Source organism: Achromobacter sp. D10, from assembly GCF_035282245.1.
Classification (GTDB): domain Bacteria; phylum Pseudomonadota; class Gammaproteobacteria; order Burkholderiales; family Burkholderiaceae_B; genus Achromobacter; species Achromobacter insolitus.
The window spans coordinates 73,711-99,830 of record NZ_JAYJLE010000014.1 but is presented as its reverse complement, the minus strand read 5'-3'; the positions used below and the strand labels follow the sequence as shown (position 1 = coordinate 99,830).

Here is a 26,120-nt window from a genome sequence, read left to right as displayed (position 1 = left end):
TTAACTATTGCCCTTCAGTGCCTTTAGGGATCACACATGCGGTGTCCATTTTGCGGCAATGCCGAAACGCAGGTCGTAGACAGCCGGGTCTCCGAAGAGGGGGACGCGATACGGCGTCGCCGCCGCTGCCTGTCCTGTGACAAGCGCTTCACCACGTACGAGCGGGTGGAGCTTGCCATGCCTTCCATCGTGAAGCGCAACGGCAGCCGCAGCGATTACGACCCGGGCAAGCTGCGCGCCAGCCTGAGCCTGGCGCTGCGCAAGCGGCCCGTCAGCACGGAAGACGTGGACGCGGCGGTCGCTCGCATCGAAGAGCAGTTGCTGGCCAGCGGGTTGCGTGAAGTGCCCAGCGAACATATCGGCGAGCTCGTCATGAACGAACTGCGCAAGCTCGACAAGGTGGCGTACGTCCGCTTTGCCTCGGTTTACAAGAGCTTCGAAGACATCGGCGAGTTCGTCGAGGCCATCCGCGAGATGCAGGGCCCGCTGCTGCCGGGCAAGCTGCGCAAGGATTAGGCTAGGCAGAGCGCACGAGGCTGGGTGTCAGCGGCTGGAACTTGCGCCACACCCGGCGCATGTGCTGCGCCGAACCGAAGCCCGATTTTTCAGCCACGCGTTCCAGGTCCAGCCGCGTATCGCGCAGCAGGTCGCGTGCCAGCGCCACACGTATCTGATAGAGGTAGTCCATCGGCGTGCACCCGGCGTGTTCGTGGAACAGCCGGGTCAGGTGGCGCGCGCTGGTATGCGCCTGGTCCGCCAGCGATTGCGCGGACCAGGGGGCCGCAGGGTCGCGGATGACCGCGTCCTGCACCCTGTGCACGCCCGGATGCATGTGGCTGCGGTGATCCAGCCACGGCGATAGCGTGGAATCGGTGCCGGCGCGGCGCTGGTACACCACCATGTCGCGCGCCGTTTCGCTGGCCACGCGCGGTCCGCAATGGCGCGACACCATGTGCAGCGCCAGGTCGATGCCGGCCGTGATGCCCGCGCTGCTGACCAACTTGCCATCCTCGACGAAGATTCGGTTGTCGTGCAGACGCGCACTGGGGTCGATGCTGGCCAACTGCGCGAGACAGGTGTGGTGGGTGGTGCATTCCCGGTGCCGCGTCAGCCCGGCGGCGGCGGCGAACAGCGCGCCGGCGCAAACCGTCATGAGCGTGAACCCGTCCGCGGGATGGCGGACGGCCAGCCAGTCGATGATGGCGCGCGAGTCCGGATCTTCCAGGCGCGTGGGCTTGCCCACCACGCCAGAAATGATAACCAGGGCCTCGGATGGCAACGTGGCCGGCAGGGGCTGGATATGCGCCAGATGCAGGCCAGGCAGGCCGCTCTCGACCTCATGCGCCGGGCCGCAGAAATGCTGCTCGAAAGTGCCGGGACTGAGCTTGTTGGCCACGCGGAAGGCCTCGGCCGGGCCCGCTACATCCAGCAGGACGATGCCGCGCGTGAGCACGAAGTAGACCGGAACCATGTGGCCTGCGGAATCGCTCAAGCCGCCAGCGCGTCGGCGGCGCGCGCGATGCGGGCGAAGCGGCCTTGCAGCACCAGCTCCGTACGGTCGCGAATTTCGGCCGGGGTGTAGTGCTGGCCGGACGGGCTTTGCATGGCGAAGGTGAGGGTGGCGTCAGTCGGAAACACCACCTTGAAGCCGGCGTCGCTGGCGTGGCGGGTCGTGGTTTCGCAGCATTGTTCCGTGCGGATACCGCTGACGATGATGCCTTCGATACCGTGCTTAACCAGCCAGTCCTGCAGGCTGGCACCCTCGGCGTCCTTGGCGTAAAGCGAGGAATGCACGGTCTTGTGGAACACGGCGGTGGGGGCGATGCGCAGTTCCTTGAGCGTCTTGACGTGCCCGGAGGCCAGGGAGAAGGGATTGGCCGGGTCGTTCGACACGCTGGTGTGGAACACCTGCAGTACCAGGATGTCCTGGGCCTGGGCGGCGTCGATCAGGGATTGGATCCGTTCCACGAAGGCCGGATACTCGGCTTCATCCCAAAACGGACGTTGCCGGAAAGAGTCTTGTACGTCGATGACGATCAGTGCTTGTTTCATGGGCCGCGCTCCTGGAGTGCGAATTGTAGGGGTGTGGTGCCATTTTTACTGCAATCCGGTGGTGGGGCGAGCGCGGCGAAAGACTACTGTCGGCCTAAAACGGACATGTTTGATCCGGGCGGCTGACGCCTGGCGCCGCGCATTCTGCCCGGGCTGCGGCGACATACAATCCTGGACATGATGATTTCCAGCGACAACGACGACATTTTCTGGATGCGGCGAGCCCTGGCGCTGGCGCAGACCGTCATGTACACCACCGCGCCCAATCCCCGGGTGGGTTGCGTGATCGTGCGCGACGGCCGCGTGCTGGGCGAAGGCGCGACGCAACCGCCAGGCGGCCCGCACGCGGAAGTCTGCGCCTTGCGCGACGCCCAGGCGCGCGGCGAATCGGTGGCGGGCGCGACGCTCTACGTCACGTTGGAGCCCTGCAGCCATTTCGGCCGCACGCCGCCCTGCGTGGACGCCGTGCTCGCGGCCCGGCCGGCGCGAGTGGTGGTGGCCATCGGCGACCCGAATCCGCTGGTCAACGGCCAAGGCCTGGCGCGGCTGCGCGATGCCGGCATCGCGGTAAGCACAGGAGTCTGCCGCGAAGAGGCGCTGGCCATCAATGCAGGCTTTATTTCGCGCATGAGCCGCGGCCTGCCGTGGGTCTGGATGAAAATGGCGGCTTCGCTGGACGGACGCAGCGCGCTGCATAACGGCATATCGCAATGGATCACCGGGCCCGAGGCCCGCGCCGATGGGCATCGCTGGCGCGCGCGCGCCTGCGTGGTGCTCACCGGCATGGGTACCGTGCTGAAAGATGATCCGCAGCTCAATGTCAGGGGCGTGGATACGCCGCGCCAGCCCCGCAAGGCGGTGGTGGACGGCCGTTTCGAGATTCCCGAGGACGCGCGGCTGTTCGATGGCGCCGAGGTCATTCTTTTTACCGCCCGCGAGGACGCCGCCAAGACGGCACGCCTGCAGGCCAAAAACGCCCGCGTGGTGCAGTTGCCGGGCGATGCGCCCGGCCGGGTCGATCTGCCGGCGATGATGCGCTGGCTGGCCCAGGAGCAGTTCAACGAGGTCCACGTGGAAGCGGGCGCCGGCCTGAGCGGCGCGCTGGTTGCCGCGGGTTGCGTGGACGAGCTCCTGTTGTACCTGGCGCCGGTGCTGCTGGGCGATGCGGCGGGCATGGTCCGCCTGCCCATGCTGGAGCACCTGGACGGCGCCCGCCGCTACGAATTCATCGACACTGCGCCCGTGGGCGCGGATCTGCGCTTGCGCGCCAGGGTGGCCGACACTTGGCGCCAGCTGACACAGCGAGTGGCGTTGCCGGAACTCTCCTAGCCGCGGCCGGGCGGCAGGCTAGCTCCGGCGCGCGTCGCGCCGCGGACGCGTCGCGGTGTAGCGCCAGGCCAGGATCGCGGCCCCGCCGCCGACCAGCGCCAGCAACGCGGCCGCCAGCAGCAGACCGGGATGGTTGTGCCGCAGGCGGTCCCAGGATTTTTCGGCCTGCGCATAGTGGAACCAGGCGGCCGCCGTGAAGTCCGGCGCAGCGCATTCGCGGCCGAAGGTCTCGCTGAACGGCACTTGCGCGCCTTGTTCTATATAGCGCCGGTAGATAGCGGTGGCCCTTTCGGGAGAGTCGTCGATGATGTAGCGGGCGCCCTGGCACAGCACGGCGGCGAAAGCTTGCGAGCGGCGGGGCAGTTCATCGGCGGCGCGCAGCGCATGGTTGGCTGCGATCTGGCGGTAATGGAAGCGGGCATAGGGCTGCGCTTCGCTGGCGGCGTAGCGGCGCCGTTCCTCTTCGGTGACGAACGGTCCGGGCAGCGCGGCCGCGGCGCGCAGGGCGGGCGTATCGGGCGTCTCGACATTATCCTCATCCGCCTTCCAGCCAGGGACCGCGCTGCGCCCCGCGCCAAAACTCGTGCTGCCGCCATACACCGCGAAATCCGGTTCCTGCTCGTAGCCCATGATTTCCATCCCGTCACGCCGTGCCAGGCGGGATGCCTCGAACCAAGCCTGGGCACGCGTTGTGCGGCCCCAGGCGTTGCCGGCCTTGCGCAAGGCAGCTGCGTAGTCCGCGGCGAGCTGGCGGGTTCGCGGCTGCCGCACTTCCCATTTGCCGTCGACATTTTCCAGCGTGGCGTAGCGAGCGTCGGAATCGGCCGGGAAGTAGGGCAGCGCCTGTTCGGCCGCACCTTCTCGCACCAGGCGGCGCGCCAGCAACAGGCGCAGCCGGTCCGACGCGGTAACGGGATGCCGGTAGCCCCACTCGTAGAAATCCTTAGGCGTCGGCGCGGGCCCGGTCGCCGCGGGCGTGGCGGGTGCGTGCCGGTCCACGTAGGCTTTGAGCTCGGGAGTGGTCAGCACACGTTCGGCCACGTAGGCCGCGTCGTTCCAATAGGGAGTGGATTGCCAGAAGCCCTCTGCGGTGCCGTCCGACACGGTGGCGTGCAGCAGTTGGTCCAGCGCCTCGACATATTGGCCACGCGATAGCGTCAGCACGCCTTGCTCGCCCAGCAGGCGCGCGGCGCCTGAAGCTTCCAGGCTGCCGTCTGCGCGCGGGAAGGCGCCGGCGGCCTGGGCATAGGCCTGGGCTGCCGCTTGCGTATCGCCTTGCCGCAGCGCCAGTTTGGCGCGCACCCAATAGGCCAGGGCCGTGTCCAGCCGGGCCGCCAGTGTTTGCGCCAGGTCATAGCGTCCGATGCGGTAAGCCAGCGCGGCCACCCGGTCGGCGTCCGGCACTTGCTTCAGGTCCTGGGTTTCCAACGCAGCGACCAGCGATTGCAGCGCCGGATTCGGCGTAACGTCATGCCCCTGAGCGGCGTCCGCCAAGCCGACCTGCCCAGTCGCGTCGTAGGCGGCGTAGGGATCCGTCGCGCTGTCCGGCCTGCCGTCGACGATGTCGCCGACCCTGGCCAACGCATAGGCGACCAGCAGGCGTTGCGCAATGGGATCGCCGATCAGCCGGCGAGTGCGCGCTGGATCTTCCAGGGCCCATTGCGCCAGCATGCGCAGCGATGCATTGCCGCTGGAGGACCCGCGCGCAGCCTGCTCGGCATACAGGCGCACCGCATGCACCAGCGAGGCGGCGGGGATGGTGTCCATGCACGGATCGGCGTTGACCAACTCTATATAGGTGCATTGCCCTTGCGGTCCGGCCAGGAGCAGGCGCGCTTCCTGGCCGTAGCTGGCCACGGCCAGGCCCAAGGGGTCCGCTGCGCCGTCCAGCGCCAGCTGTCGCGCGCGGACGTAGGCTTGGGCTGCCGCAAGGCGCTGCGTCGCGGCGTCCGCGGCTGTCATCTCTGCCTCGTCCCCAATTTCAGCCAGCATGTAAGCGGCCCAGACGCTGCGCGCCGCGGCTTCCCGCGGCGGGAGTTGGAGTATGGCCCGGTAACGCGCCCGTGCGGACTCCAGCAAGTGTCCGGCATCGGCCCCGCGCGCGGCGTGCGTGTCGACTGCCGCGGCGATGTAAAGCCGGACGGCTTCGGGCAAATCGATGCCCACTGCATACGCCCGGTCGCCATCGGGCTGCGCCCGCATCGTCCTTGCGGTAGCGCGTTGTGCAGGAGTGAGCGCGGGGTCGCGGTCTTCCGGAAGGGCGTTTTGCCGATAGCTGCCGTCCGGCAATTCGTAGGCTTCGCGGGCTTGCAGCGCATCGCCGCCGGCCACGAGGCGGGCGGCCTCGTAGGCGAAGGTGTTGACGGGGGTGGCGTGGAGCGTGGCTGCGCGGTCATCGAGCAGTTGCGCGGGAAACTCCGGCCCGCAGGCAATGACGATGCCCGCACCCGTCAAGAGGAGCAGCGCCACAAGCGATTTACGGTTGTACATCGAAGCTCGAGGGCCCATTTTCACAGCGTATCCAGCCTATGTTGCGTTGGCCGCCGGCGCGCAGCAGGCCGTCTTGGGAGCGGCGCAGGTACGCACCGCCGGAGTCCTGTTCGAGGGTGTAGCCGTTGATGCCGTCGGCCGCGCGGCAGGTGCCGGCCCAGCGGATCGCCAAGGGGAGTGCCGCGTCCGCATTGCCGCTGTTGAACAGTATCAGGTCCTGGGCCCCGGCCTCTGCCGCGCGCGCCGTAACGGACAGCGCCGGTTGCAAGGGCTGGCGCGTAAGCACCGCGCGCCAGGTGGCCGGGCTCCAGGCGCGCTCGTCGCGCGCCGTCGGCAGGCGGAACCACACGATGCCTGCCAGCCCGCGAGGGCGCGAGCGGTGAATTTCATCCACGAATGCCGCCATGGATGCCGGGGTGGCCACCAATTCGCTGGCGCGACCGCCCGCAAGCAGCGCAGAGCGTTCGCTTTCGACCGCCGCGATGCTGCCGTCATCATTCCAGCTGACGCGGCTGCCGTAGGTTGGCAACGCCACGCGCCACGGGCGTTGTGTGCGACCCGCAAACGCGGCCAGCCATGCGCTTGCGCGCTTGGCGTTGAACAAGCCTTGTTCGGGGCTCAGGACGGCATGGACTTGCAATACGGCTTCATCGGGAATCTTGAGCAGCGCGTCGAGACCGGAGCCGTTCAGCCATGTCGGCAACGCGGTTATGGACAACGGAAGTTCTGGCCCGAGGCCCTGTTTCAGGGCCTGCAGGAATGCGGCATACGCGGGCAGTTTCGAGGTAGGGCAGTCGTAATCGATTTCGACGCCCTTCAACATTACGCCCGCGTCTTTCCAGGCGCTGCGCGCCGTCCCGATCCGCGCAAGCACGTCCGCAGCCGGCAGCGCATCCGCGCGGCCGTCCAGACGCAGAACCATGATGACAGGGCGTTTGGCGGCCGCCAGCGCCGCCAGGTCGGGCGCTGTGGCGAACCATCTGCCATCCGGATTCATCTCCGCCATCAGCACGCGCCATGCCCGCACCACGTCGGCGTTTTTTTCCAGCGCCTGGCTGACCGGTGGCGTCCAGCTTCGTTGCCAGACATAGGCATCATCGGGGAGATCGGCTTCCGGCCGTCCGCAAGCAGCCAAGAGCAGCAGCAGGGCGCTGCAAAGCGCCGCGGAACAGCGTTTGGCAAAGATGTTCATGCGGCTGGCCAGGATCGGAGAGGCATGACGTGGCGTTGACGACGGACGGGAAAGAAAAACGCGAAACGCGCGCGGCGTATGTCGGATGCGTGATTCTATCGCTGCCAGAAGGGGTACTAGCACTCTACGCGCGCGGCTGCTAATCGCGCACGGCGAAGCAATCCGCGGCTTGCCAGCACGCACGGCGCGCGAGGGCGTTCGATATGCCACCAAGTTTGCGCATGTTTTTGACGTTGCCACGCGTGTCTGTTGCATGCATTTGAAAGCACGCGGCGCGACTATTTTTTATGTTGCGCTAAATGAATTGCCACAAAAACGTCAATTGGCTTTAGCATAGGCACATGACTTGGCGCTACGCACTGTTGGACTACACCTTGCAATGCCACGCGCCCTCGTCACCACGGATTCCCGTGCCGCGTCATCGGCGCTTTTTCACGACCGAGCCGGCACGCTGCTGAACGAAGACGCCAAGCGCCGTTCAGACCGTCCGCTGCCATCGCATAGCGGGCGCATCGGGTTTGTACCCGCATCATAAGAATCCCCCGGGACATCGCTCTTCCCTTCAAATCATTGCTGAGCATTTCATGTGCGGACGCACCATGCATGCGCGCATACGGCGATATGCTGAAGTCGGACGAGTGAACTTATTCACTTAAGTTGCATTCCCTGACGGAACTTGTATCCGAAGAGTGCAGCCTAATTGGAAAGGGCCTGATCATGCCTTTGGTTGATGTGTGGCGAAAGCAACATACCATCCAGCCGACAGTGCTTATCGCGAGATTGTCTAGTAAAGCGCGAGCGCTGAGGCACAATGGGGGCACGTAGGGACGTATTGGATTTTTCGCGTGTTGTAGGAGGTTTCCGTGCAAAACATCGTCGAAGGCTTCAAGTCGCAGTATGCAAAAGAGCAGGAATCGGAACTCTCTCTCGAGGAGTACCTCAACCTCGCCAAAAGCGATCCCATGGCGTACGCCAGCCCCGCAGAGCGCATGCTGGCGGCGATAGGCGAACCCGAAGTCGTGGACACGCGCAACGACCCACGTCTTTCCCGTTTGTTTTCCAACCGGACCATCCGACGCTATCCAGCGTTCCAGGAGTTCTATGGCATGGAGGACGTGATCGGACAGATCGTCGCGTTCTTCAAGCACGCTGCGCAGGGACTGGAAGAGCGCAAGCAGATTCTGTATCTCCTCGGCCCCGTGGGCGGCGGCAAGTCGTCCATTGCGGAGCGGCTCAAGGCGCTGATGGAGACCTATCCCATCTACGCGCTGAAGGGTTCGCCGGTGAACGAATCGCCGCTCGGACTGTTCCATCCGGAACGCTTTGGCGACACGCTTGAAAAGGAATACGGCATCCCGCGGCGTTACCTGAGCGGCATCATGTCGCCCTGGGCCGTGAAGCGCCTGAAGGAATTCGACGGCGACATTTCGAAGTTCCGTGTCGTGCGCCTGAACCCGTCGGTGCTGCGCCAGATCGCCATCGCCAAGACCGAGCCGGGCGACGAGAACAACCAGGACATTTCCTCGCTGGTGGGCAAGGTCGACATCCGCAAGCTCGACCGCCATTCGCAGGACGACCCGGACGCCTACAGCTACTCCGGCGGCCTGTGCCTGGCCAATCAGGGGCTGCTGGAATTCGTGGAGATGTTCAAGGCCCCGATCAAGATGCTGCACCCCTTGCTGACGGCGACCCAGGAAGGCAACTTCAAGGGCACCGAAGGCTTTTCCGCGATCCCGTTCAACGGCGCCATCCTGGCCCACTCGAACGAATCGGAGTGGCAGACCTTCCGCAACAACAAGCACAACGAGGCATTCCTCGACCGTATCTACATCGTCAAGGTGCCTTATTGCTTGCAGGTGTCGGAAGAAGTCCGCATCTACGAAAAGCTGCTGCACCACAGTTCGCTGTCGTCGGCGCCATGCGCGCCGGGAACGCTGGACATGATGGCGCAGTTCTCGGTCTTGACGCGCCTGAAGGAACCCGAAAATTCCAGCATCTATTCGAAGCTGCGGGTTTATGACGGGGAGAGCCTGAAAGACGTGGATCCCAAGGCCAAGGCGCTGCAGGAGTACAAGGACTACGCCGGCACGGACGAAGGCATGACGGGGGTGTCCACGCGCTTCGCGTACAAGATCCTGTCCAGCGTCTTCAACTACGATCAGACCGAAGTGGCCGCCAATCCGGTGCACCTGATGTACGTGCTCGAGCAGCGGATCGGCCGCGAGGACTATCCCGAGGAAATCCGCCGGCGCTACCTTGAATTCATCAAGGGCTACCTCGCGCCGCGTTACGCGGAGTTCATTGGCAAGGAGATCCAGACCGCGTACCTGGAGTCCTACTCCGAGTATGGCCAGAACATCTTCGACCGCTACGTGACGTTTGCCGATTGCTGGATCCAGGACGAGGAATTCCGCGACCCGGAAACCGGCGAAAGCTTCGACCGCAGCGCGCTTAACGATGAACTGGAAAAGATCGAGAAGCCGGCCGGCATCGCCAATCCGAAGGATTTCCGCAACGAGATCGTCAACTTCGTGCTGCGGGCGCGGGCCAATAACAATGGCCGCAATCCGACCTGGACCAGCTATGAAAAGCTGCGCGAAGTGATCGAGAAGAAGATGTTCTCGAACACGGAAGATCTGCTGCCGGTGATCTCGTTCAACGCCAAGGCATCGGCGGAAGACAAGTCCAAGCATCAGAGCTTCGTGGATCGGATGGTTGAAAAGGGCTACACGGAAAAGCAGGTAAGGCTGCTGTGCGAGTGGTATCTCCGCGTGAGGAAGTCTTCCTGAGCGAGGTGAATCATGAATTCACTTATCGATCGCCGTCTCAACGGTCGCAATAAAAGCGCCGTCAACCGGGAGCGTTTTCTCCGGCGTTACAAGGATCAGATCCGCAAGGCGGTACACGGGATGATCCGCGACCGCTCCATTCAGGACATGGACCAGGGCGGCGAGATCAACCTGCCTGCCCGCGATATTTCCGAGCCGACCTTCCATCACGGCGCGGGAGGCGACCGCGAGATCGTGCATCCTGGCAATCGCGAGTTTGCCAAGGGCGACACCTTCGACCGGCCGCAGGGCGGGCAGGGGGAAGGCGGGTCCGAGCCCGGCGAAGGCGAGTCGGTGGATCAGTTCACCTTCAGTCTGTCCCGGGCCGAATTCCTGAACCTGTTTTTCGAGGATCTGGAGCTGCCGCACATGGCGCGCACGCAACTGGGCGAGGTCAGCCAGAAGAAATGGCAGCGCGCCGGCTATACGACCACGGGCTCGCCCAGCATGCTGAGCATCAGCCGCACGCTCAAGTCCTCGCTGGCGCGCCGCGTATCGCTGGGCGTGAAGGCGCGCGCCGATCTGGAAGATGCCGAGGAACGGCTGGCCAAGGCCTTGGCGGCGGGCGCCTCCGCCGATGAGATCAAGGCGCTGGAGCAGGACGTCGAGGATTGCCGCGAGCGCCTGGCCCGCGTGCCTTTCCTGGATGACCTGGACCTGCGCTACCGCAACCGGGTGTCGGTGGCCATCCCCATGGCGCGCGCCGTCATGTTCTGCCTGATGGACGTGTCTGGCTCCATGGACGAGAACAAGAAGGACCTGGCCAAACGCTTCTTCTCCTTGCTCTACCTATTTTTGTCTCGCAAGTACGAGCATGTGGACCTGGTCTTCATCCGCCACACGGACAACGCCGAAGAGGTCGACGAACATACCTTCTTCTACGATCCCAAGAGCGGCGGCACCATCGTGCTGTCGGCGCTGGAGTTGATGCGCGAGATCCTGGAGAAGCGCTATCCGCCGACCGCGTGGAACGTGTACGCGGCGCAGGCCAGCGACGGCGACTCGTTCGGCGCCGACGCGGGCAAGAGCGCCCGCTTCCTGGCCGAATATCTGCTGCCGGCCACGCGCTACTTTGCGTACATCGAAGTACCCGACTCGCAGGAGGCGCGCAAGAGCAGCCTGTGGGCGGAATATGAACAGAAACTGGAGCCGCATTTCGTCATGCGGCGCATCTGCGAACGCGGCGAGATCTTCCCCGTGTTCCATGACCTGTTCAAAAAGGAAACCGCATGAATGCCATCGTGGGAGCTCTCGTGGAACCGGAGGCCGCCGGCAGCGCCCGGCCGATCTCCCAGGGTTCCGAATGGACCTTCGAGTTGATCCAGTCCTATGACGAGGCGATCTCCAAGATCGCCGCCGAGTACGGGCTGGATACCTACCCGAACCAGATCGAGGTGATCACCTCGGAACAGATGCTGGATGCCTACGCGTCTGCCGGATTGCCCATCGGCTATCCGCACTGGTCGTACGGCAAGGAGTTCATCCGCAACGAGCAGTACTACCGCCGCGGCATGCAGGGCTTGGCGTACGAAATCGTCATCAACTCCAACCCCTGCATTTCCTATCTCATGGAAGAGAACTCCATGACGATGCAGGCGCTGGTCATTGCCCACGCCTGTTATGGACACAACTCTTTCTTCAAGGGGAATTACCTGTTCCGTCAATGGACCGACGCGGACGGCGTGCTGGACTACCTGGTCTTTGCGCGCAAGTACGTGATGTCCTGCGAAGACCGCTACGGCATCGACGCGGTGGAAGCCTTGCTCGACTCCTGCCACGCGCTCTCGCATCACGGGGTGGACCGCTACAAGCGCCCGACACCCATCTCCTACAAGGAAGAGGCCGCGCGCCAGGCCGAACGCCAGGAGCATGCGCGCCTGCAGTACAACGACCTGTGGAGGACCTTGCCGCGTCTGGAGGCTGACAAGGATACGCACGTCGAAGCCGCCGTGTTCCCGCCGGAGCCCGAGGAGAACCTGCTGTACTTCATCGAGAAGTACTCGCCGAAGCTCGCGCCCTGGCAGAAGGAGCTGGTGCGCATCGTCCGCAAGATCGCGCAGTACTTCTATCCGCAGACCCAGACCAAGGTCATGAACGAGGGCTGGGCCACGTTCTGGCACTACACCATCCTGAACCGGCTGCATGAAAAGGGCCTGGTCAACGACGGTTTCATGATGGAGTTCCTGCAAAGCCACACCAACGTGGTCAGCCAGCGCGGCTTTGACGAGCGCGGCTATGGCGGCATCAACCCTTATGCCCTGGGCTTTGCGATGATGTCCGACATCCGTCGCATTTGCGAGGCGCCCACGCCCGAGGATCGGCGCTGGTTCCCCGACATTGCGGGCGGCGACTGGCTGAAGACGCTGGACTTCGCCATGCGCAACTTCAAGGACGAGTCCTTCATTTCGCAGTACCTGTCGCCGCGCCTGATCCGGGAATTCCGCTTCTTCGCGATTTCCGACCACCAGGCCAACCCGAAGCTGGAAGTCGCCGCCATCCATGACGACGACGGCTACCGCGACATCCGCCGCCTGCTGGCCGCGCAGCACAACCGCGACAACCAGGTGCCGGATATCCAGGTGATCCGCTTCAACCGCGATTCCGACCGTTCGCTGGTGCTGCGGCACCTGAAGAGCCGCGGCCGTCCGCTGGCGAGCGACGATGCCGAACAGGTGATGAAGCATCTGGCCCGTTTGTGGGGCTTCAGGGTGCGCCTGGAAGAGACCGAGCCGGACGGCACCATCAGTTCCTACCGCGAACAGGACCCGCCCGCATCGGCCTGACGACAGGAGAGGGCACGGGGACGCAATAGCGTCCCCTTTTCTTTGTCCGCTTGCTGGCCGCATGCGCAATCTGCTAGAATCGCGGATTCGCATTTTCTGCAGCGGTTAGTCCGCCGCGAAAATCGCAGTTAGGACAGGTGGCCGAGTGGTTGAAGGCGCACGCCTGGAAAGCGTGTATACGTCAAAAGCGTATCGGGGGTTCGAATCCCCCTCTGTCCGCCAGGAATTCATACAAGCATTGCCAAGCAATGCCCGGAAACCCGCACCAGCCTTAGCTGTGCGGGTTTTTTCTTGCCCAGCGCAGCCCAGGCAGCACCACTGGAAGCAACCCCACAATTTGGGTACTTTGCCGGGTATCTCGGCCTTGAAGGGCCAAAATCCGAAAAAAGTACCCGTTTTCCATAGGGGAGATATGGCCACGCTCAGCCAAGCTGACCGACACCGCAATCCGCTCCGCGAAGGGACGCGATAAGCCTTACAAGATGGCCGACGGTGGCCTGGAGATCATTCCCATCAGCGAAGTCGCGGTGCGTGATGACTTCTTCAACATCAAGAACGTCGGCCGTGATGATGTGCTGGCGGCGCACCGCGTGCCGCCGCAGCTCCTTGGGCTGGTGCCGACGAATAGCGGTGGCTTCGGAACGCCGGTAGCCGCCGCCAAGGTTTTTGCTCGCAACGAGCTGGAACCCTGCACGCCAAGTTTCTCGCGCTCAACGATTGGTTGGGCGTCGAGGCTGTCCGGTTCAAGCCCTACGTGATCGAAGGCGACGACGCCTAGAGCTGGTCCACTGCTGACCCTTAGCCCGCCTCGCATGGCGGGTATTTTATTGCGCGTCGTCAGCGCGCCGACTCGGGCTTGTTGCCACCGGGCCGCTGGCCAGGGCGCACCGCCATTGGCTCATTCAAACAGGGTTTTGCCTGGACGTACTCGCGCCGTTCGTTCACCCGGTCGAGGATGTCTTGCCGGTGACGCACGCGCCGCGTGCGCTAACCCCGCTTCTAGCGCCACGATAACGCGCTGTAGGCGCCAGATCTCCCAGGCCATAGCGCGAGCCTCGTCCGTGGGGTTTTGCGCGTACAGCGTGCGTATGCGAGCCGCAGGCATAGGGGCGGGCGGCGGTCGGTCGATGAAATCCATGGGGCACCTCAAAACACTGTACAAATATACAGTAAAACGATGATGTACACCCCTTGGCGCGCAGTCATCCCCCCCTCCACGCCTGCGCGCTAAATCTATGAAAAGAGACTCAACTGTGCGTCACCCTCTGGCGCCAATGTCGGCGCGCCGCTGCGGGTTGGTGTCAGGGCTTGGCCAGCGACGCACATCGACGCAGTAGTGACGCGCAATCAATCCACTGCAGCACGGGCAATCGCGCAGAGCCTTTTGGCCCACGATTCAAAAACTGTACTACCCCCAGGGACATAAGACTTGAGCGAAATCGGCTCGTATCTTCCACGGTTAGAAAACAAGCCTGTGTTCCAACAATACTCGCCTGTTCCGGCTCCCCGATGCGCAAAATAATTGCGGACTCGACGGAGCTCTTCCGCAGGAGAGTCCATCACTCCAATAGCGTCCCGAACCGTCACACGATTCGAAAGATTTAAGTTAGTGATCGCTGTAATGCACTCATTTGCTTGATGCCAATTCGGCTCGTAGGGCCGACGACGAGCATATGAACGCAATAGCGTAGGTATGACGTTAGACCGCCCAGAGATTTGCGGCGCAGGGGCGATAAAACTTCCCGAAAGTGTAGTAGTGCGCCCGACTGCTGAAACGATGACAATTTCTCGACAGAATCGTGCCCAAGCGTCGTTCAACTGAATTACACACATCTCCTGGGTAAGTTGATGTGTGATAGCAGAGGAATGGTTGGGATGATGACTTGCATCGTGAAATTCCTTGTTCAGCCACAAAGCTTCTTTAACAAATCTCTGTAGTGGCGCTGACAACCGACTCTTCATGGCAGCAGGCTAGATTAGGCTATCAGGGCTAATTGCGGATACGTAGTACCTGAATCGGATACGGCGACTCGCAATACGGTGTGTGGTTGCAGAGGACGCTGCGGTGAAATCCCTGAGGCCCGGGGAGTCGCTGGGGTCGTCGATGAACGAGGCGAGCAACGTCAAATTGTCAACGACAGTCCCGACGTCCTTGATGCGCAAGCGTTGCCGCGCGGGAAACTCATCATCGGCTAGCGCGCCTTGGGGCAGCCCGTGCAACTGATGCGCCAAGGCCGCTAGCAACATCAGCAAATGAGGAGGACGTAGCAAACTGGTTCCGGCAAGAGCGGTTGCCAGATGTTTGTCGAAGAACTCTATAGTTCCATTGAAGCGAGACACTACCGGGTCATCTGCTTTGAACGAGGGATCCAAGTCACGATACAAGTGGTCTATCTTCACCTGCCCCCCGTCCTGCACCCCTAGCAACAGAATGCCGAGTAATTCAGCGGTGAAAGAATCATCTTCCATACGCAGCCGGTCTCGCACCGAAAACACCTCATGCGCTTCCCACAGTGGGGACCAAGTGGCCGACAGTTTTCTGACTGTCCATTTGAAGTCACCTTGATAGCGAGCGTGGCGCTTTTCAGCGTGATTCAGCGCAACGCTATAGCTGTTGAGGCGTGCGAAAACCTCCAGGACCTCGGCATCACTGGCATTCAGCAGCTGGTCGACGGCGATCGGATAGCCGAGGAACTTCTCTTGGAGTTGTTCGCTCATTGACGAATACGTAAGGCCCGCAAACTCTCCCGCCCTTTTCGATAGAGTGAGTTTATCGTTTGCGAAATCGATAATGGCACGTAAGCGCTGCTGACCGTCGACCACCTCGCGCACTGATTTCTTAGACACCACATTCATCTTTGTTCGGAGATAGACCTTTGGTATCGGTAGCTCTCGCAGAATCGTGTCTATGAGGAAGGTCCGCGCAGCGGGAGTCCAGACAGCAGCACGTTGAAAATTTGGATTTAGCTCCAAGCGCTTCTCTTTGTGCCATTCGAGGAAATCTGCAATTCGATACTGCTCTAAGAAAGACGACATATGTTGCTCCGATATCAAGGCCCGCAGCGAAAGAACGCGCCTAAGCTGCCCGGCAGCGCGAAAAACGCGGATAGCTGAGCAGGAAGTGATTGTTTTAACTAGTTGTAACACACTGCGGTTTCGCGCTGCTTTTTCGATGGGGCTGCGGGCTTGGTTGATGGTCTTTCGCACGTCAGTGGCGAGGCCCAGCTGCAGCATGGTTGCGATGTCTTGAATGGCTGGTTTTGCTTAATCTCTTCGCAGGTTTGGGGGGGCTGGGAAAAACCTAACCTTCCTAACCGGGCCCGAAAATCATGGTTAAGCTATTGATTTATATGAATAAAAATGGTTAGGTTTAAAACCTAACCTGACCTAACCTGAAACCTAACTTATTTGTAAGCCATTGATTTATATAGATATTTATTTTTTATAAGGTTAGGGTTCAGAAACCTAACCGGGTTAGGCTTTGGTTAGGAAAAGGTTAGGCTTTCTGAAACCCCGGAGACCCGCATGAATAAAGGCTCCCCGGTCAATTCGCAATGTCCGGTTAGGAAGGTTAGGTTTTTCCCAGCCCCTCCCGAAATTTTTGGACAGCCCCCTTTTCCGGTGCAATTGGATCTTGCTATCCGGTGCTCTCTCGTTCTTGCGTCGGGTGCTGGCCACGGGCGCACGGTGGACTTGGACGCCGCGCTGGTCAAACACTGGAGCTGCAAGTGCCGCTTGATCTGCACTCCTGCGCGATGCGGCCCCATCCGTGGTGATGGGCGATCAAACTTCATCCAATGTTTATTGGTGGACATTGATAATGATGTTCGCTATAGTGATGTCCGCAGATGTTGGCCAGCCAGGGGGAGCAAGAAATGCCGCCAATGAAAACCGTCCGATTGACCATGAACGAAGAAGCTTTCAAAGAATTGAGCGAGCGCGCTAAGAAGGCGAAGTGCGCCGGCATCAGTTCGTATGTGTTGCAGCAGTTTGGCCTGTCCACCGATGATTCTGTCGCCGCCGACATCGTAAAACGGACGGGGACGCGTTCGCGGAAGCTCGCGATTGGCGATGTCTTCACCATGCGGGCCATGTTCAAGGCTGGGGAATGGGACGAATTTCCCAAAGCTGCGCGTATCAAAGCGGGCAGAATGCTGCAAGAAAAGCTCGGCACCGACAGCTTTGACCACATCAAGTACAAAGGGAACAACGGCGCGAATCACCGTCAATACCAGCGCATCCGCAGCACGGCCGACGCTGATTGATTGGAAAGGTTCAGGCGATTGGCGGGAGGTAGGTATATTTTCGGGTACGTGAGTTTTTCCGAACAAGGAAAAGCCAGTAAATTCGGGGTATACAGCCTTTTGTTCGGATGACCCTCTGTCCGCCAAGAATTCGCACTGCATGTCAGTGCACAAAAAAACCCGCAAGCGCTCCGGCCTTGCGGGTTTTTGCATTGGCGCGCCAAAAAAGACGCCGCCCGGCGCGTTCGGCCGGGCGGCGTCTTGCGGGCGGAACGCTTACGCGCCTACAGGCTTGCCGTCCGTGCGGCGTACCACCACCGTGGCGGAACGGGCGTCGCCGCCGCCTGCGCGCAGGGTGTTCCAGGTCTTGTCCGGATGCTGGATGTTGATGAAGAACGTGGTCAGGTCCGGCGTGTAGGCGATGCCGGTGATTTCGCAGCCCAGGGGACCGACCAGGAAGCGCTTGGATTCGCCGGTCTTCTGGTCGATGTAGTACATCGAGTTGTTGCCGAAGAAGTCCGTGGTCGACGCGCTGGTGCCGGCATCGGTCTGGACCCACAGGCGGCCCTTGGGATCGACGCGGATGCCGTCGGGGCTGGAGAACGTATCGCCGTTGACGTTGCCGGTCAGGTTGGCGGCAGCGCCGTCGGCGGGGTCGCGGCCGGCCAGCAGGAGCAGGTCCCATTCAAAGGTCGTGGCCAGCGGCGAGTCGCCGCGTTCGTGCCAGCGGATGATGTGGCCATGCGAGTTGCTGACGCGCGGGTTGGCGGCGCTGGTGCGCTTGCGGCTGCCGTTGTTGGTCAGGGTGCAATACACGGTCTTGTCCACGCCCACGGTGATCCATTCGGGGCGGTCCATCAGCGTGGCGCCGGCAACGCGGGCTGCGGCCTGGGTATTGACGAGCACGTCGGCCTGCGTGTTGAAGTCGACGAGCTTGCCGGTGATCACGGTGCCGCTGGCAACCTGCGTGAAGTTGCCGGGGTCGGTGGCGCCGGTGGTCAGGTTGTTCTTGCCCACCGTCAGTTCCACCCAGTTGCCGCTGCCGTCGTCGTTGAAGCGCGCCGCGTACAGCGTACCTTCGTCCAGCAGGCCCATGTTGGCGGCACGGTTGGCCGGATCATAGGCCTTCATGGGCACGAACTTGTAGATGCAGCCGGGCGTGGTGTCGTCGCCCATGTAGAAGGCGACGCGATTGTTTTCGTCCAGCATGAAGGCCGTGTTTTCATGGCTGAAGCGGCCCATCGCGGTGCGCTTGACGGCGGTGGAGTCGGGGTTCTGCGGGTCGATTTCCACCACCCAGCCGTACCCCTCGTCGGCCGGCTTGCCGGCATCGCCGGTCTTGTAGTGGTAGTTGTTCAGCGTTTCTTCGCAGGTGAGGTAGGTGCCCCAGGGCGTGTCGCCGCTGGAGCAGTTGTTCAGGGTGCCGACGACGGTGTCGCCGACCACGGACTTGGCCGGGCCGCTGACGTTGTAGACCGTGTTGCCGGTGTAGCGCTTGTTGTAGCGGGAATCGGTTTTCACGGCCCAGGCGCCGTTGGCGCCGCGCGCGATTTCGATAACGGACACGCCGACGTTGGACAGGCGGGTCTTCACGCCCTCGACGCTCTGGTCCAGGGTTTCGTCGTCCAGCGCTTCATGGTTGAGCACCAGCAGGCCGCCCTGGTTGGGATCCACGCCCGGCAAGGCATAGAAGTGCATGCCGTCGTGCTGGCCTCCGGCCTGGTTTTCCGTGGCGGGATAGGACTGCGGCACGCCGGTGTAGCCGACCGAGCCGATCATGCATTTGTCGCCGGCGGAGTAAAGAACTTCCGCGACATAGCCCGCGGGAACGGTGACGGTGTCGGCGACGATCTTGTCGGCCAGCGGGGTGAACGTGACGGAGTAATCCGGACCGGGCGGCGGCGGCGTGGTACCGCCGCCTTCGCCGGGTTCGTTGCCGGAGGTATCGTCATCGTCATCGCCGCCACAGGCGGTCAGCAGGGTCGATGCGCCGAACACGGACAACATTGACAGGCCGAAGCTGTTCTTCAGCAAAGTGCGGCGCTGAGGGTTCGCGGCGACGATCTCGTCGAACATCTGCCCGGGGACGGTGACTTCGCCTTGGGCTTCGCGATAAGGGGCGCGCAATTTATCAGTCAAGTGGGACATTCCAACCTCATAGTGTCGCGAACGAGTCGCTCAGTTATCTGTAAGCAAAACGAAAGCGAGGTTAAAGGTCGGTCGTTACAACGGGGTGACGATAGTGTGAAGTCCTTGTTGTGGTGCGTATAGTCCGCCGCCTGGCCGAGGCTATACCGGTCTGCTGCCGGGTGGTTGTCCACCCGGCGGCTGAGGCGGCGGCCCCGGAATGTCCGCTCAGCCGCGCGGTCCGACGATGGGTGTCACGTCCAGCACGTACATCTGCCGTTCGCCTTCATGCACGGAGTCGATGCAGACCTGCGTGCCGTCGCGGCTCCAGCGCGGATGCAGGTCGCAGCGGTTTTCCTTCGACAGATTGGGATCAGCGTAGAAGCTGCCCAAGGCGTGTTGCTGGCCGGTCTCCATGTCGTAGAGAAACAGGATGCGCTCATGCGTCGCGGCATCCGGATACGTGTCGCTCAGCAGCCAGCGCGTATTCACCGGCGAAAAGGTCATGTGGCCGTTTTCCGTCAGTACGTCCGCGCCCACGACCTGGACTGCGCCTGCGGGCGCATCTTCATAGAGGTGATAGTGGATGCTGCCGGCATGTGGTCCCCACACGATGATCGTATGGTCATCGCGCCAGAGCGGATGCGAGATCTGGTATTCGGATTTCTCGTAGTCGAACGTGCCGACCGCGGTGGGGTCGAAGTTGTCAGCCAGCTGCGGTAGCGGGTGATCGGAGCATTCCAGCAGGCGCATGTCGCTGCCGTCCGCGTTCATGGTGATCAAGCGGTGGAGGAAACAGGTTTCGTCTTCCACGCGTTCGGTCCAGCGGTGCAGGAACAGAATGCGGCTGGACGAGGGGTTGATCTCGATATGGCTGACCCAGTGGATGGCGCGCTCCATCGAGTCGCGCGGATGGAAGTTGCGCAGGTCGGCGTAGCTGACCAGTAGCCGATGCGCGCCACTTTCCAGGTCCATGCGACGGATGCCGTCGTCGGCCGGCGTGTTCGCCACCGCGCCGGGCGCAAGCTCGCTATAGCCGATGGTCTCGTGCGTGATGTAGAGGCGTCGATAATCCACGCACAGCGCATAGCGGCTGTTCGGCGCGGCCACGTAGATGGGCAGCGGCAGGTAGCGCGTCTGGCCGGTGGTGACGTTGTATACCGCGGATCGGAAGCCGGGATAGACGCCGTCGGCATCGTTGCTGCGGCAGTTGTAGATCATCTGTGGTTCGGCTTCACCGTCCAGCCATTGCAGCTGGCAGCCCATCTGCCAATTCCAGGCGGTGGTGCTGCCCACGGCATGGTAGCGGTCACCGTCATGCAGGTCGAAGTAGCCCACCTCGGCGCTCAGCGTAGGCGTCAGCCGCGCATCCTTGAAGAGGGTACGGTTGGCCAGCAGGTAGCGGCCGTCGCGGTGCCAGACCGTCTTGTTGTAGTAGCCGAAGAAGTGGTGTTGCGGCGTGTCGCCCAGGCGGCGGCAGGCGATAGGCGTGGCGAGCATGCGGTTCATGTATGGCGTTGCGTCAAGTAAAGCGGAAAGAAGAAGGGCCGAAAGCAAGAAGGGCGGCGCGGGCGCCGCCCCGGCGGATGTTCAACCCGCGGTAATGTGTTCGGTCTCGATGACCTTGTTCCAACGGGCGCGTTCGCGCTCGACGAATTCGCGCGCGTCGCCGGGGCTGTTGCCCACGGGCGTCATGCCCAGGCGTTCCAGGCCCTCGCGGAAGGCGGGGTCGGCATACACGCGGCGCAGGTCCGCGCTGATTTTTTCGATCAGCGCGTCGGGCACGTCCTTGCCGGCAGCCAGCGTGGTCCATGACGTCACGGTCAGGCCGGGCAGACCGGCTTCGGCGGCGGTGGGCACGTCCGGCAAGGCGGGCGAGCGGGTCGCGCCCGTGATGGCCAGTGCTTTGAGCTTCTTGGCCTGGAGGTAGCCGATGGTTGTCGGCACGTTCTCGAAGAGAAGCTGGATCTGGCCGCCCAGCAGGTCGTTGGTGGCGGCGGAACTGCCGCGGTACGGGATGTGCACGATGGGCGCTTGCGCAGCCATCTTGTAGAGCTCGCCGACCATGTGCACCGACGATCCCACGCCGGCCGAACCGAAGTGCAGGGTTTCCGGCTTGGCGCGGGCCAGGGCGGTGAGCTCGGCCAGCGTGTTGGCTTCGAGTCCGGGATTCGCCACCACCACGTGCGGCATCTCGGCCACGATGGTGATGAGCTTCAGGTCTTTGGCGGGCTGGTAATTGAGGTTCTTGTAGACCCCGTAGGTGGCGTGCAGCCCGATCGAGCCGAGTAGCAGCGTGTAGCCGTCCGGACCGGAGTCGGCCACGAACTTGCCGCCGATGTGGCCGCCGGCGCCAGGCCGGTTTTCCACGACCACGGATTGGCCGTAGAGCTTGCCCAGGTGTTCCGCAAGCAGGCGGCCCTGGATGTCGGAACTGCCGCCCGCCGTGAATGGCACGATGATGCGCACCGGGCGGTCCGGGTAGTTGGCCTGCGCATGCGCGGCCAGCGGCAGCGACGCTGCCGTCAGGCTCAAGCACAGTGTCTGGAAGAGTTGACGCCAGGAGCGGCGAAGGTTCATTTGGTTTCCCCTGGAAGGTTTGGGTAGCGCGCAGGGCGCATCTGGCGGCGCCCTTGGGAAAACCAGTGTAGGAGTCCGCAGGTATTTGAAAAAATTCTTTTTTCAACATAGGCTATGCAGGTTTGCTATACATTGCCTTGCCATGAGCCGACCCCTGAATTTCCGCCAGATCGAAGCCTTTCATGCGGTGATGCTGGCCGGCACGACCACTGGCGCCGCGCAGATGTTGCGCACCACCCAGCCGTCGGTGAGTCGCCTGCTGGCGCAGGTGCAGCAGGCCAGCGGCCTGAAGCTGTTCGACATGGAGCGCGGCCGCCTGCGCCCCACGCGCGAAGCCAAAGACCTGTTCGATACCGTGCAGCGGCATTTCGTGGGGCTGGAGCGCATCGAGGACCGGGTCGCGGCAATGCGGCGCAGCGGCAGCGGAGTGCTGCGGCTGGCCTGCACGCCGGCGCTGGGCCTGGGCGTGCTGCCCGGCGCGATCGAGACCTTTGCGCAGCGCTACCCCGACGTGCACATCAACATGCAGACCGTCGGCAGCCAGTATTTGCGCGAAGGGTTGCTGCACGGCACGTACGATGTGGTGGTGACCACGGCGCCGATGGACGGCGCGCAACTGCAAATGCAGGGCTTGCACGAGAGTGCGGCCGTTTGCGTGCTGCGGCCCGATCATCCGCTGGCCGCGCAGTCGTCCGTTGGCATCATGGACCTGGACGCGCGCCGCCTGCTGGTACTGAACGCGGACGATGACGTCTATCTGCAGTTGCGCGGCGCCATGCAGGAACACCAAGTCCAGCCTGCCTCGGAAATCGAGACGACATATTCTTCGACCATCTGCGCGCTGGCTGCGGCCGGCAGTGGGCTGGGAGTGGTCAATCCCTACATCGCCGCCGTGTTTGCGGACAGGCTGGCGATACGGCCGTTCACGCCGTGCCTGCCGGTGCGCGTCAGCATGGCTTATCCCGCGCAGACGGCGCCTTCGTCAGTGACGGAGGCTTTCGTGGACATTCTCGCCCGCGCATTTGAGGCGTTGCCCAGCGCCGCCTGAGCGCCGCGCCGCGGCGCCCGGGCTCGCGTATCATCTCGCCATCGCGTCGGCCGGGGGCCTCAGTTCTTGCGATTTTCGTAGGACGTGTCCAGTACGTCGTCTTCCGGGGTGATGATGCCGGGCTCGCCGGGTTCCGCAACGGCGCGTCCGCGCCGCGGCATGCCGGCGACCTCCTTGCTGTCGTCCGGCATCGGCAAGACTTCAGTGCCTTTGCGCGGGTCGACAGGGACGGTTTTTTCCGTATCGGCGGCCTTGGCCGCCTGCGGATCGGGGGCGGTTTTCAACATGATGTCTGCTCCGCTTGCGGGCGTCCCGGGATGGCGACGCGCCTGGTTGCCACTTCCATCTTAGGGCCGCGGGGCCCGTTGGGAGCAGGATTGCCTGTCACGTTTGCAAGGGGCTGTTGCAGAAGCCCGAACCTTATAATTTCGAGCGCCTCGCGGTTTGCCGCAAGCTGCCCGGTTTCCTACTTTTCCTACATCTACCTTGACTGAATCCGTCGAACGCTCCGTCCATGCTGAACTCGTTGCCGTGCTCGTCGCCGTTACCAACGGCGAACCAAGGGTGCTGACGACCGATGATGCGCGAGCCTTGCCGGCCGGACCCTTTGAGCTGTCGCACCGTTCGCTGCAGGCCGGCTTGCGGGCCTGGGTGGAGGAGCAGACGCATCATCCGCTGGGCTATGTAGAGCAGCTCTACACTTTTGCCGACGGTGACCGCTCCGATGAATCGGGCGCGCGCGTCATGTCGGTCAGCTACCTGGGGCTCACGCGCGAGGCGGGCGAGACCGGCGTGGCGCAAGTCGGCTGGCAGGACTGGTACCGCTATTTCCCCTGGGAAGACCGGCGCATGGGTACGCCCGCGCTGGTGGAAGAACTGATCGTGCCGCGCTTGGCCGCCTGGTGCGAAGACCACGCCGACACGGCCGTGCGGGCGCGCCGCCGCCAACGCGCCGCCATCACCTTCGGCCTGGACGGCTCGCCGTGGAACGAAGACATGGTGCTGCAGCGCTACGAACTCCTGTTCGAAGCGGGGCTGGTCCCCGAAGCGGCGCGCAGGGGCGGCGGGGGCGCCGTCGTGCCGGGTGAACCCATGCGTCACGATCATCGTCGCATCCTGGCCACGGGCATCGCCCGGTTGCGCGCCAAGATCAAGTACCGGCCTGTCGTGTTTGAATTGATGCCTGCGCAATTCACCTTGCTGCAGCTGCAACTGGCCGTGGAGGCGCTGGCGGGGCGCGGCCTGCACAAGCAGAATTTCCGCCGTCTCATCGAGCAGCAGGCGCTGGTGGAAGAAACCGGTGAAATGGCCACGGGCACGGCCGGCAGGCCGGCCAAGTTGTTCCGCTTCCGGCGGGACGTCTTGCTGGAGCGGGCCATTGCTGGCAGCAAATTGCCGCTGTCCAGGGCGATGTAACGCTTGACAAGGCTTATGCTCGTCTCTAGCATAAATGGTGCGCAATTCGTGCGCGCCTTTTTTTAATCAACAAATACTCAAAATGAGCATTAAAGCCATAGCGCCTGTGACCGTCGACCGACTGGCCGTTCCTCCTTTGCCGGACGTCATGCTGGAGCCGCTGGTGCGCGCGGCTTTGCTCGAAGACCTGGGACGGGCCGGGGACTTGACCACCGATGCCATCGTGCCCGCCGACGCCACGGCGCAGACTCGCCTGGTCGCGCGCCAGGAAGGCGTTCTGGCCGGATTGGACCTGGCGCGCCTGGCGTTTCGCGCCATGGATCCGGGCATGACGTTCGAGGTTGCTCGGCGCGACGGCAGCGATCTGCAGCCGGGCATGGAAATCGCCCGTATCAGCGGCAACGCCCGCGCCATGCTGACCGCCGAGCGCGTGGCGCTGAACTTCCTGTGCCACCTGAGCGGCGTGGCCAGCGCCACCGCTTCCATCGCCCGCGCCATTGCTGGCTATGGCGCCCGCGTTACTTGCACGCGCAAGACCATGCCCGGCCTGCGTGCCGTGCAGAAGTACGCGGTGCGCGTGGGCGGCGGCAGCAATCACCGGCATGGCCTGGACGACGCGGTGCTGATCAAGGACAACCACATCGCGCTGGCGGGCGGGGTTGCCACGGCGGTCCAGCGCGCCCGCGCCGGCGTCGGCCACATGGTCAAGATCGAACTGGAAGTGGACACGCTGGAGCAGCTGGAGACGGCACTGTCCCTGGGCGTGGATGTGGTGTTGCTGGACAACATGAGCCTGGACGATCTGCGCCGCGCCGTTGCGATGGCGCGTGGGCGCGCCATTACCGAAGCCTCCGGCCGGATTACCCCGGAGACCGCCGCCGCAGTGGCCGCGACTGGGGTGGACCAGATCGCGGTGGGCTGGATTACGCATAGCGCCAAAGTGCTCGATATCGGGCTGGACGCCTGAGCCCGTAGACCGGCTTCGGCCGGCATCGCCCCTGTTCCCGCGCACGCGTGCAGCGCGGGACGCTGCAAGACCGCATCATGAACCGCCTGCTTCGATCCGTTTTCTCGCTTCTGGTCCTGCCCTTGGCCGCCTGCGGCAATTCGCCTTCGGGCGAAGCGCCCAAGGACGCCGCGTATCCCTCCCACCCCATTACCATCGTGGTGACTTTTCCGCCGGGTGGCGGCACCGACCTGCTGGCGCGCCGCATCGGCGCCAGTCTGCAGGAACAGCTGGGCATGGCGGTGGTGGTGGAAAACCGTCCCGGCGCCAGCGGCAACATCGGTGCTCGTGCCGTGGCCGAAGCGCCCGCGGACGGCTACACGCTGCTGATGGTCAACAGTTCGTTCGCGATCAATCCGGGGGTGTACGGCAATTTGGGCTTCGCGCCCAAGAAGGACTTTGCGGCCGTCATCAACGTGGCCTTCGTGCCTTCGGTGTACGTGGTGCCGGCGGCCTCGCCCTTGCGCAATCTGGACGACGCGCTGGCTGCCGCCACGCCCCAGCAGCCTCTGCCGTTTGCATCTTGCGGCAACGGTACACCGCAACACCTGGCGGGCGAGATGTTGGCTCGCGCTACCGGAACGCCGCTGCAACACGTGCCCTACAAGGGCTGCGGCCCCGCGCTGACCGACGTAACCGCGGGTCAGGTGGGTATGGGGGTGGTCACGGCATCCAGCGCCGCGCCCTTGATTGCGGCGGGCAAGCTGCGTGCCCTGGCCGTGACGTCGCCCGCGCGTTCACCGTTGCTGCCTTCGGTGCCGACAGTGGCCGAGCAGGGCGTGCCCGGCTATGCGCTGGACCAATGGCACGGGCTGCTTGCGCCCGCTGGTACCCCGTCCGCGGTACTGGCAAAGCTGAACGCCGCAGTGGCCAGGATCGTTCAGCGCCCCGAAGTGCAGGCTGCGTTGCGCGAACAGGGCTTCACGCCGACCAGCAGCACGCCGCGGGAATTCCAGGCGATGATCGACGCCGATATCGACCGCTACACCGCCTTGACCGAAGCGATCGGACTGCGCGCCGATTGA

19 protein-coding genes, 1 tRNA gene and 1 pseudogene are annotated in these 26,120 nt (G+C 63.2%); 12 read left to right on the top strand and 9 right to left on the bottom strand.

Translation table 11 applies throughout. The annotated features are described in order from the left end of the window. Nucleotides 1-36: 36 nt before the first annotated feature. Entirely contained in the window at nucleotides 37-516 is a 480-nt protein-coding gene (gene nrdR, locus VCS63_RS26310; protein WP_013391422.1) for a transcriptional regulator NrdR, read from the top strand. A gap of 1 nt (nucleotide 517) precedes the next feature. Here the strand turns inward: nrdR and VCS63_RS26305 are convergent, their stop codons facing one another. Together VCS63_RS26305 and VCS63_RS26300 are read right to left on the bottom strand one after the other, a co-directional pair. Beyond that, the gene (locus VCS63_RS26305; protein ID WP_112966653.1) at nucleotides 518-1,471 is read right to left on the bottom strand and encodes a GlxA family transcriptional regulator; all 954 of its coding nucleotides are present in this window, start codon (nucleotides 1,469-1,471) and stop codon (nucleotides 518-520) included. Between the two features lie 17 nt (nucleotides 1,472-1,488). Beyond that, complete coding sequence (locus VCS63_RS26300) at nucleotides 1,489-2,052, bottom strand: cysteine hydrolase family protein (RefSeq protein ID WP_323881487.1); 564 nt, start codon at nucleotides 2,050-2,052, stop codon at nucleotides 1,489-1,491. A gap of 177 nt (nucleotides 2,053-2,229) precedes the next feature. On the opposite strand from VCS63_RS26300, the gene ribD reads away from it, so the two are divergent. Further along, nucleotides 2,230-3,381: a bifunctional diaminohydroxyphosphoribosylaminopyrimidine deaminase/5-amino-6-(5-phosphoribosylamino)uracil reductase RibD gene (gene ribD, locus VCS63_RS26295; RefSeq protein ID WP_063639772.1), complete on the top strand. Its 1,152-nt coding sequence runs from the start codon at nucleotides 2,230-2,232 to the stop codon at nucleotides 3,379-3,381. A gap of 18 nt (nucleotides 3,382-3,399) precedes the next feature. Here the strand turns inward: ribD and VCS63_RS26290 are convergent, their stop codons facing one another. Further along, nucleotides 3,400-5,871, bottom strand: a complete 2,472-nt coding sequence (locus VCS63_RS26290) for a hypothetical protein (protein ID WP_323881484.1) — start codon at nucleotides 5,869-5,871, stop codon at nucleotides 3,400-3,402. Further along, nucleotides 5,858-7,318 (bottom strand): DUF3142 domain-containing protein, encoded by a 1,461-nt coding sequence (locus VCS63_RS26285; protein ID WP_323881482.1) that lies wholly within the window; start codon nucleotides 7,316-7,318, stop codon nucleotides 5,858-5,860. Before VCS63_RS26285 ends, VCS63_RS26290 begins: the two co-directional genes overlap by 14 nt. Nucleotides 7,319-7,935: 617 nt before the next feature. Between VCS63_RS26285 and VCS63_RS26280 the strand changes: the two genes are divergently transcribed. The 5 genes and pseudogenes from VCS63_RS26280 to VCS63_RS26260 all read left to right on the top strand — a co-directional run. Beyond that, nucleotides 7,936-9,852 (top strand): PrkA family serine protein kinase, encoded by a 1,917-nt coding sequence (locus VCS63_RS26280; protein WP_372341566.1) that lies wholly within the window; start codon nucleotides 7,936-7,938, stop codon nucleotides 9,850-9,852. A gap of 12 nt (nucleotides 9,853-9,864) precedes the next feature. Then, nucleotides 9,865-11,124 (top strand): YeaH/YhbH family protein, encoded by a 1,260-nt coding sequence (locus tag VCS63_RS26275; protein WP_042796348.1) that lies wholly within the window; start codon nucleotides 9,865-9,867, stop codon nucleotides 11,122-11,124. After that, complete coding sequence (locus tag VCS63_RS26270; RefSeq protein WP_323881480.1) at nucleotides 11,121-12,674, top strand: SpoVR family protein; 1,554 nt, start codon at nucleotides 11,121-11,123, stop codon at nucleotides 12,672-12,674. Before VCS63_RS26275 ends, VCS63_RS26270 begins: the two co-directional genes overlap by 4 nt. A 131-nt stretch (nucleotides 12,675-12,805) precedes the next feature. Continuing rightward, nucleotides 12,806-12,896, top strand: a tRNA-Ser gene (locus VCS63_RS26265). Nucleotides 12,897-13,168: 272 nt separating this feature from the next. Next, a pseudogene (locus VCS63_RS26260) lies at nucleotides 13,169-13,452 on the top strand (capsid portal protein); the annotation flags it as partial. A gap of 1,193 nt (nucleotides 13,453-14,645) precedes the next feature. On the opposite strand, the gene VCS63_RS26255 reads toward VCS63_RS26260, so the two are convergent. Next, complete coding sequence (locus tag VCS63_RS26255) at nucleotides 14,646-15,908, bottom strand: DUF262 domain-containing protein (protein ID WP_323881478.1); 1,263 nt, start codon at nucleotides 15,906-15,908, stop codon at nucleotides 14,646-14,648. Between the two features lie 671 nt (nucleotides 15,909-16,579). Between VCS63_RS26255 and VCS63_RS26250 the strand changes: the two genes are divergently transcribed. Beyond that, nucleotides 16,580-16,939: a DUF1413 domain-containing protein gene (locus VCS63_RS26250; RefSeq protein ID WP_323881476.1), complete on the top strand. Its 360-nt coding sequence runs from the start codon at nucleotides 16,580-16,582 to the stop codon at nucleotides 16,937-16,939. 255 nt (nucleotides 16,940-17,194) lie between these two features. Here the strand turns inward: VCS63_RS26250 and VCS63_RS26245 are convergent, their stop codons facing one another. The 3 genes from VCS63_RS26245 to VCS63_RS26235 all read right to left on the bottom strand — a co-directional run bounded on the left by VCS63_RS26245 (nucleotide 17,195) and on the right by VCS63_RS26235 (nucleotide 21,625). Next, complete coding sequence (locus VCS63_RS26245; RefSeq protein ID WP_323881474.1) at nucleotides 17,195-19,066, bottom strand: PhoX family phosphatase; 1,872 nt, start codon at nucleotides 19,064-19,066, stop codon at nucleotides 17,195-17,197. Nucleotides 19,067-19,273: 207 nt separating this feature from the next. Beyond that, the gene (locus VCS63_RS26240; protein WP_323881472.1) at nucleotides 19,274-20,554 is read right to left on the bottom strand and encodes a hypothetical protein; all 1,281 of its coding nucleotides are present in this window, start codon (nucleotides 20,552-20,554) and stop codon (nucleotides 19,274-19,276) included. Nucleotides 20,555-20,635: 81 nt separating this feature from the next. Then, nucleotides 20,636-21,625: a tripartite tricarboxylate transporter substrate binding protein gene (locus tag VCS63_RS26235; protein ID WP_323881470.1), complete on the bottom strand. Its 990-nt coding sequence runs from the start codon at nucleotides 21,623-21,625 to the stop codon at nucleotides 20,636-20,638. A 142-nt stretch (nucleotides 21,626-21,767) separates the two neighbouring features. On the opposite strand from VCS63_RS26235, the gene VCS63_RS26230 reads away from it, so the two are divergent. Then, entirely contained in the window at nucleotides 21,768-22,673 is a 906-nt protein-coding gene (locus VCS63_RS26230) for a LysR substrate-binding domain-containing protein (RefSeq protein WP_076816330.1), read from the top strand. Nucleotides 22,674-22,732: 59 nt separating this feature from the next. Here VCS63_RS26230 and VCS63_RS26225 read toward each other — a convergent pair whose 3' ends face one another. Then, a complete protein-coding gene (locus tag VCS63_RS26225; RefSeq protein WP_042796351.1) occupies nucleotides 22,733-22,960 on the bottom strand; it encodes a hypothetical protein in 228 nt (75 codons plus the stop codon). A gap of 199 nt (nucleotides 22,961-23,159) precedes the next feature. Here VCS63_RS26225 and VCS63_RS26220 point away from each other — a divergent pair, with 199 nt between their 5' ends. The 3 genes from VCS63_RS26220 (at nucleotide 23,160) to VCS63_RS26210 (ending at nucleotide 26,120) form a co-directional block, all read left to right on the top strand. After that, on the top strand, nucleotides 23,160-24,089 hold the full coding sequence (locus VCS63_RS26220) for an NUDIX hydrolase (RefSeq protein WP_042796352.1): 930 nt from the start codon (nucleotides 23,160-23,162) through the stop codon (nucleotides 24,087-24,089). Nucleotides 24,090-24,171: 82 nt separating this feature from the next. Further along, entirely contained in the window at nucleotides 24,172-25,056 is an 885-nt protein-coding gene (gene nadC / locus VCS63_RS26215) for a carboxylating nicotinate-nucleotide diphosphorylase (protein WP_063962542.1), read from the top strand. A 77-nt stretch (nucleotides 25,057-25,133) separates the two neighbouring features. Beyond that, a complete protein-coding gene (locus VCS63_RS26210) occupies nucleotides 25,134-26,120 on the top strand; it encodes a tripartite tricarboxylate transporter substrate binding protein (RefSeq protein ID WP_063639833.1) in 987 nt (328 codons plus the stop codon).

Coding starts and splice junctions, on each gene's coding strand:
- nrdR (WP_013391422.1), top strand. CDS start 37: ATGCGGTGTCCATTTTGCGGCAATGCCGAAACGCAGGTCGTAGACAGC.
- VCS63_RS26305 (WP_112966653.1), bottom strand. CDS start 1,471: ATGGTTCCGGTCTACTTCGTGCTCACGCGCGGCATCGTCCTGCTGGAT.
- VCS63_RS26300 (WP_323881487.1), bottom strand. CDS start 2,052: ATGAAACAAGCACTGATCGTCATCGACGTACAAGACTCTTTCCGGCAA.
- ribD (WP_063639772.1), top strand. CDS start 2,230: ATGATGATTTCCAGCGACAACGACGACATTTTCTGGATGCGGCGAGCC.
- VCS63_RS26290 (WP_323881484.1), bottom strand. CDS start 5,871: ATGTACAACCGTAAATCGCTTGTGGCGCTGCTCCTCTTGACGGGTGCG.
- VCS63_RS26285 (WP_323881482.1), bottom strand. CDS start 7,318: ATGCAACAGACACGCGTGGCAACGTCAAAAACATGCGCAAACTTGGTG.
- VCS63_RS26275 (WP_042796348.1), top strand. CDS start 9,865: ATGAATTCACTTATCGATCGCCGTCTCAACGGTCGCAATAAAAGCGCC.
- VCS63_RS26270 (WP_323881480.1), top strand. CDS start 11,121: ATGAATGCCATCGTGGGAGCTCTCGTGGAACCGGAGGCCGCCGGCAGC.
- VCS63_RS26255 (WP_323881478.1), bottom strand. CDS start 15,908: ATGCTGCAGCTGGGCCTCGCCACTGACGTGCGAAAGACCATCAACCAA.
- VCS63_RS26250 (WP_323881476.1), top strand. CDS start 16,580: ATGAACGAAGAAGCTTTCAAAGAATTGAGCGAGCGCGCTAAGAAGGCG.
- VCS63_RS26245 (WP_323881474.1), bottom strand. CDS start 19,066: ATGTCCCACTTGACTGATAAATTGCGCGCCCCTTATCGCGAAGCCCAA.
- VCS63_RS26240 (WP_323881472.1), bottom strand. CDS start 20,554: ATGAACCGCATGCTCGCCACGCCTATCGCCTGCCGCCGCCTGGGCGAC.
- VCS63_RS26235 (WP_323881470.1), bottom strand. CDS start 21,625: ATGAACCTTCGCCGCTCCTGGCGTCAACTCTTCCAGACACTGTGCTTG.
- VCS63_RS26230 (WP_076816330.1), top strand. CDS start 21,768: ATGAGCCGACCCCTGAATTTCCGCCAGATCGAAGCCTTTCATGCGGTG.
- VCS63_RS26225 (WP_042796351.1), bottom strand. CDS start 22,960: ATGTTGAAAACCGCCCCCGATCCGCAGGCGGCCAAGGCCGCCGATACG.
- nadC (WP_063962542.1), top strand. CDS start 24,172: ATGAGCATTAAAGCCATAGCGCCTGTGACCGTCGACCGACTGGCCGTT.
- VCS63_RS26210 (WP_063639833.1), top strand. CDS start 25,134: ATGAACCGCCTGCTTCGATCCGTTTTCTCGCTTCTGGTCCTGCCCTTG.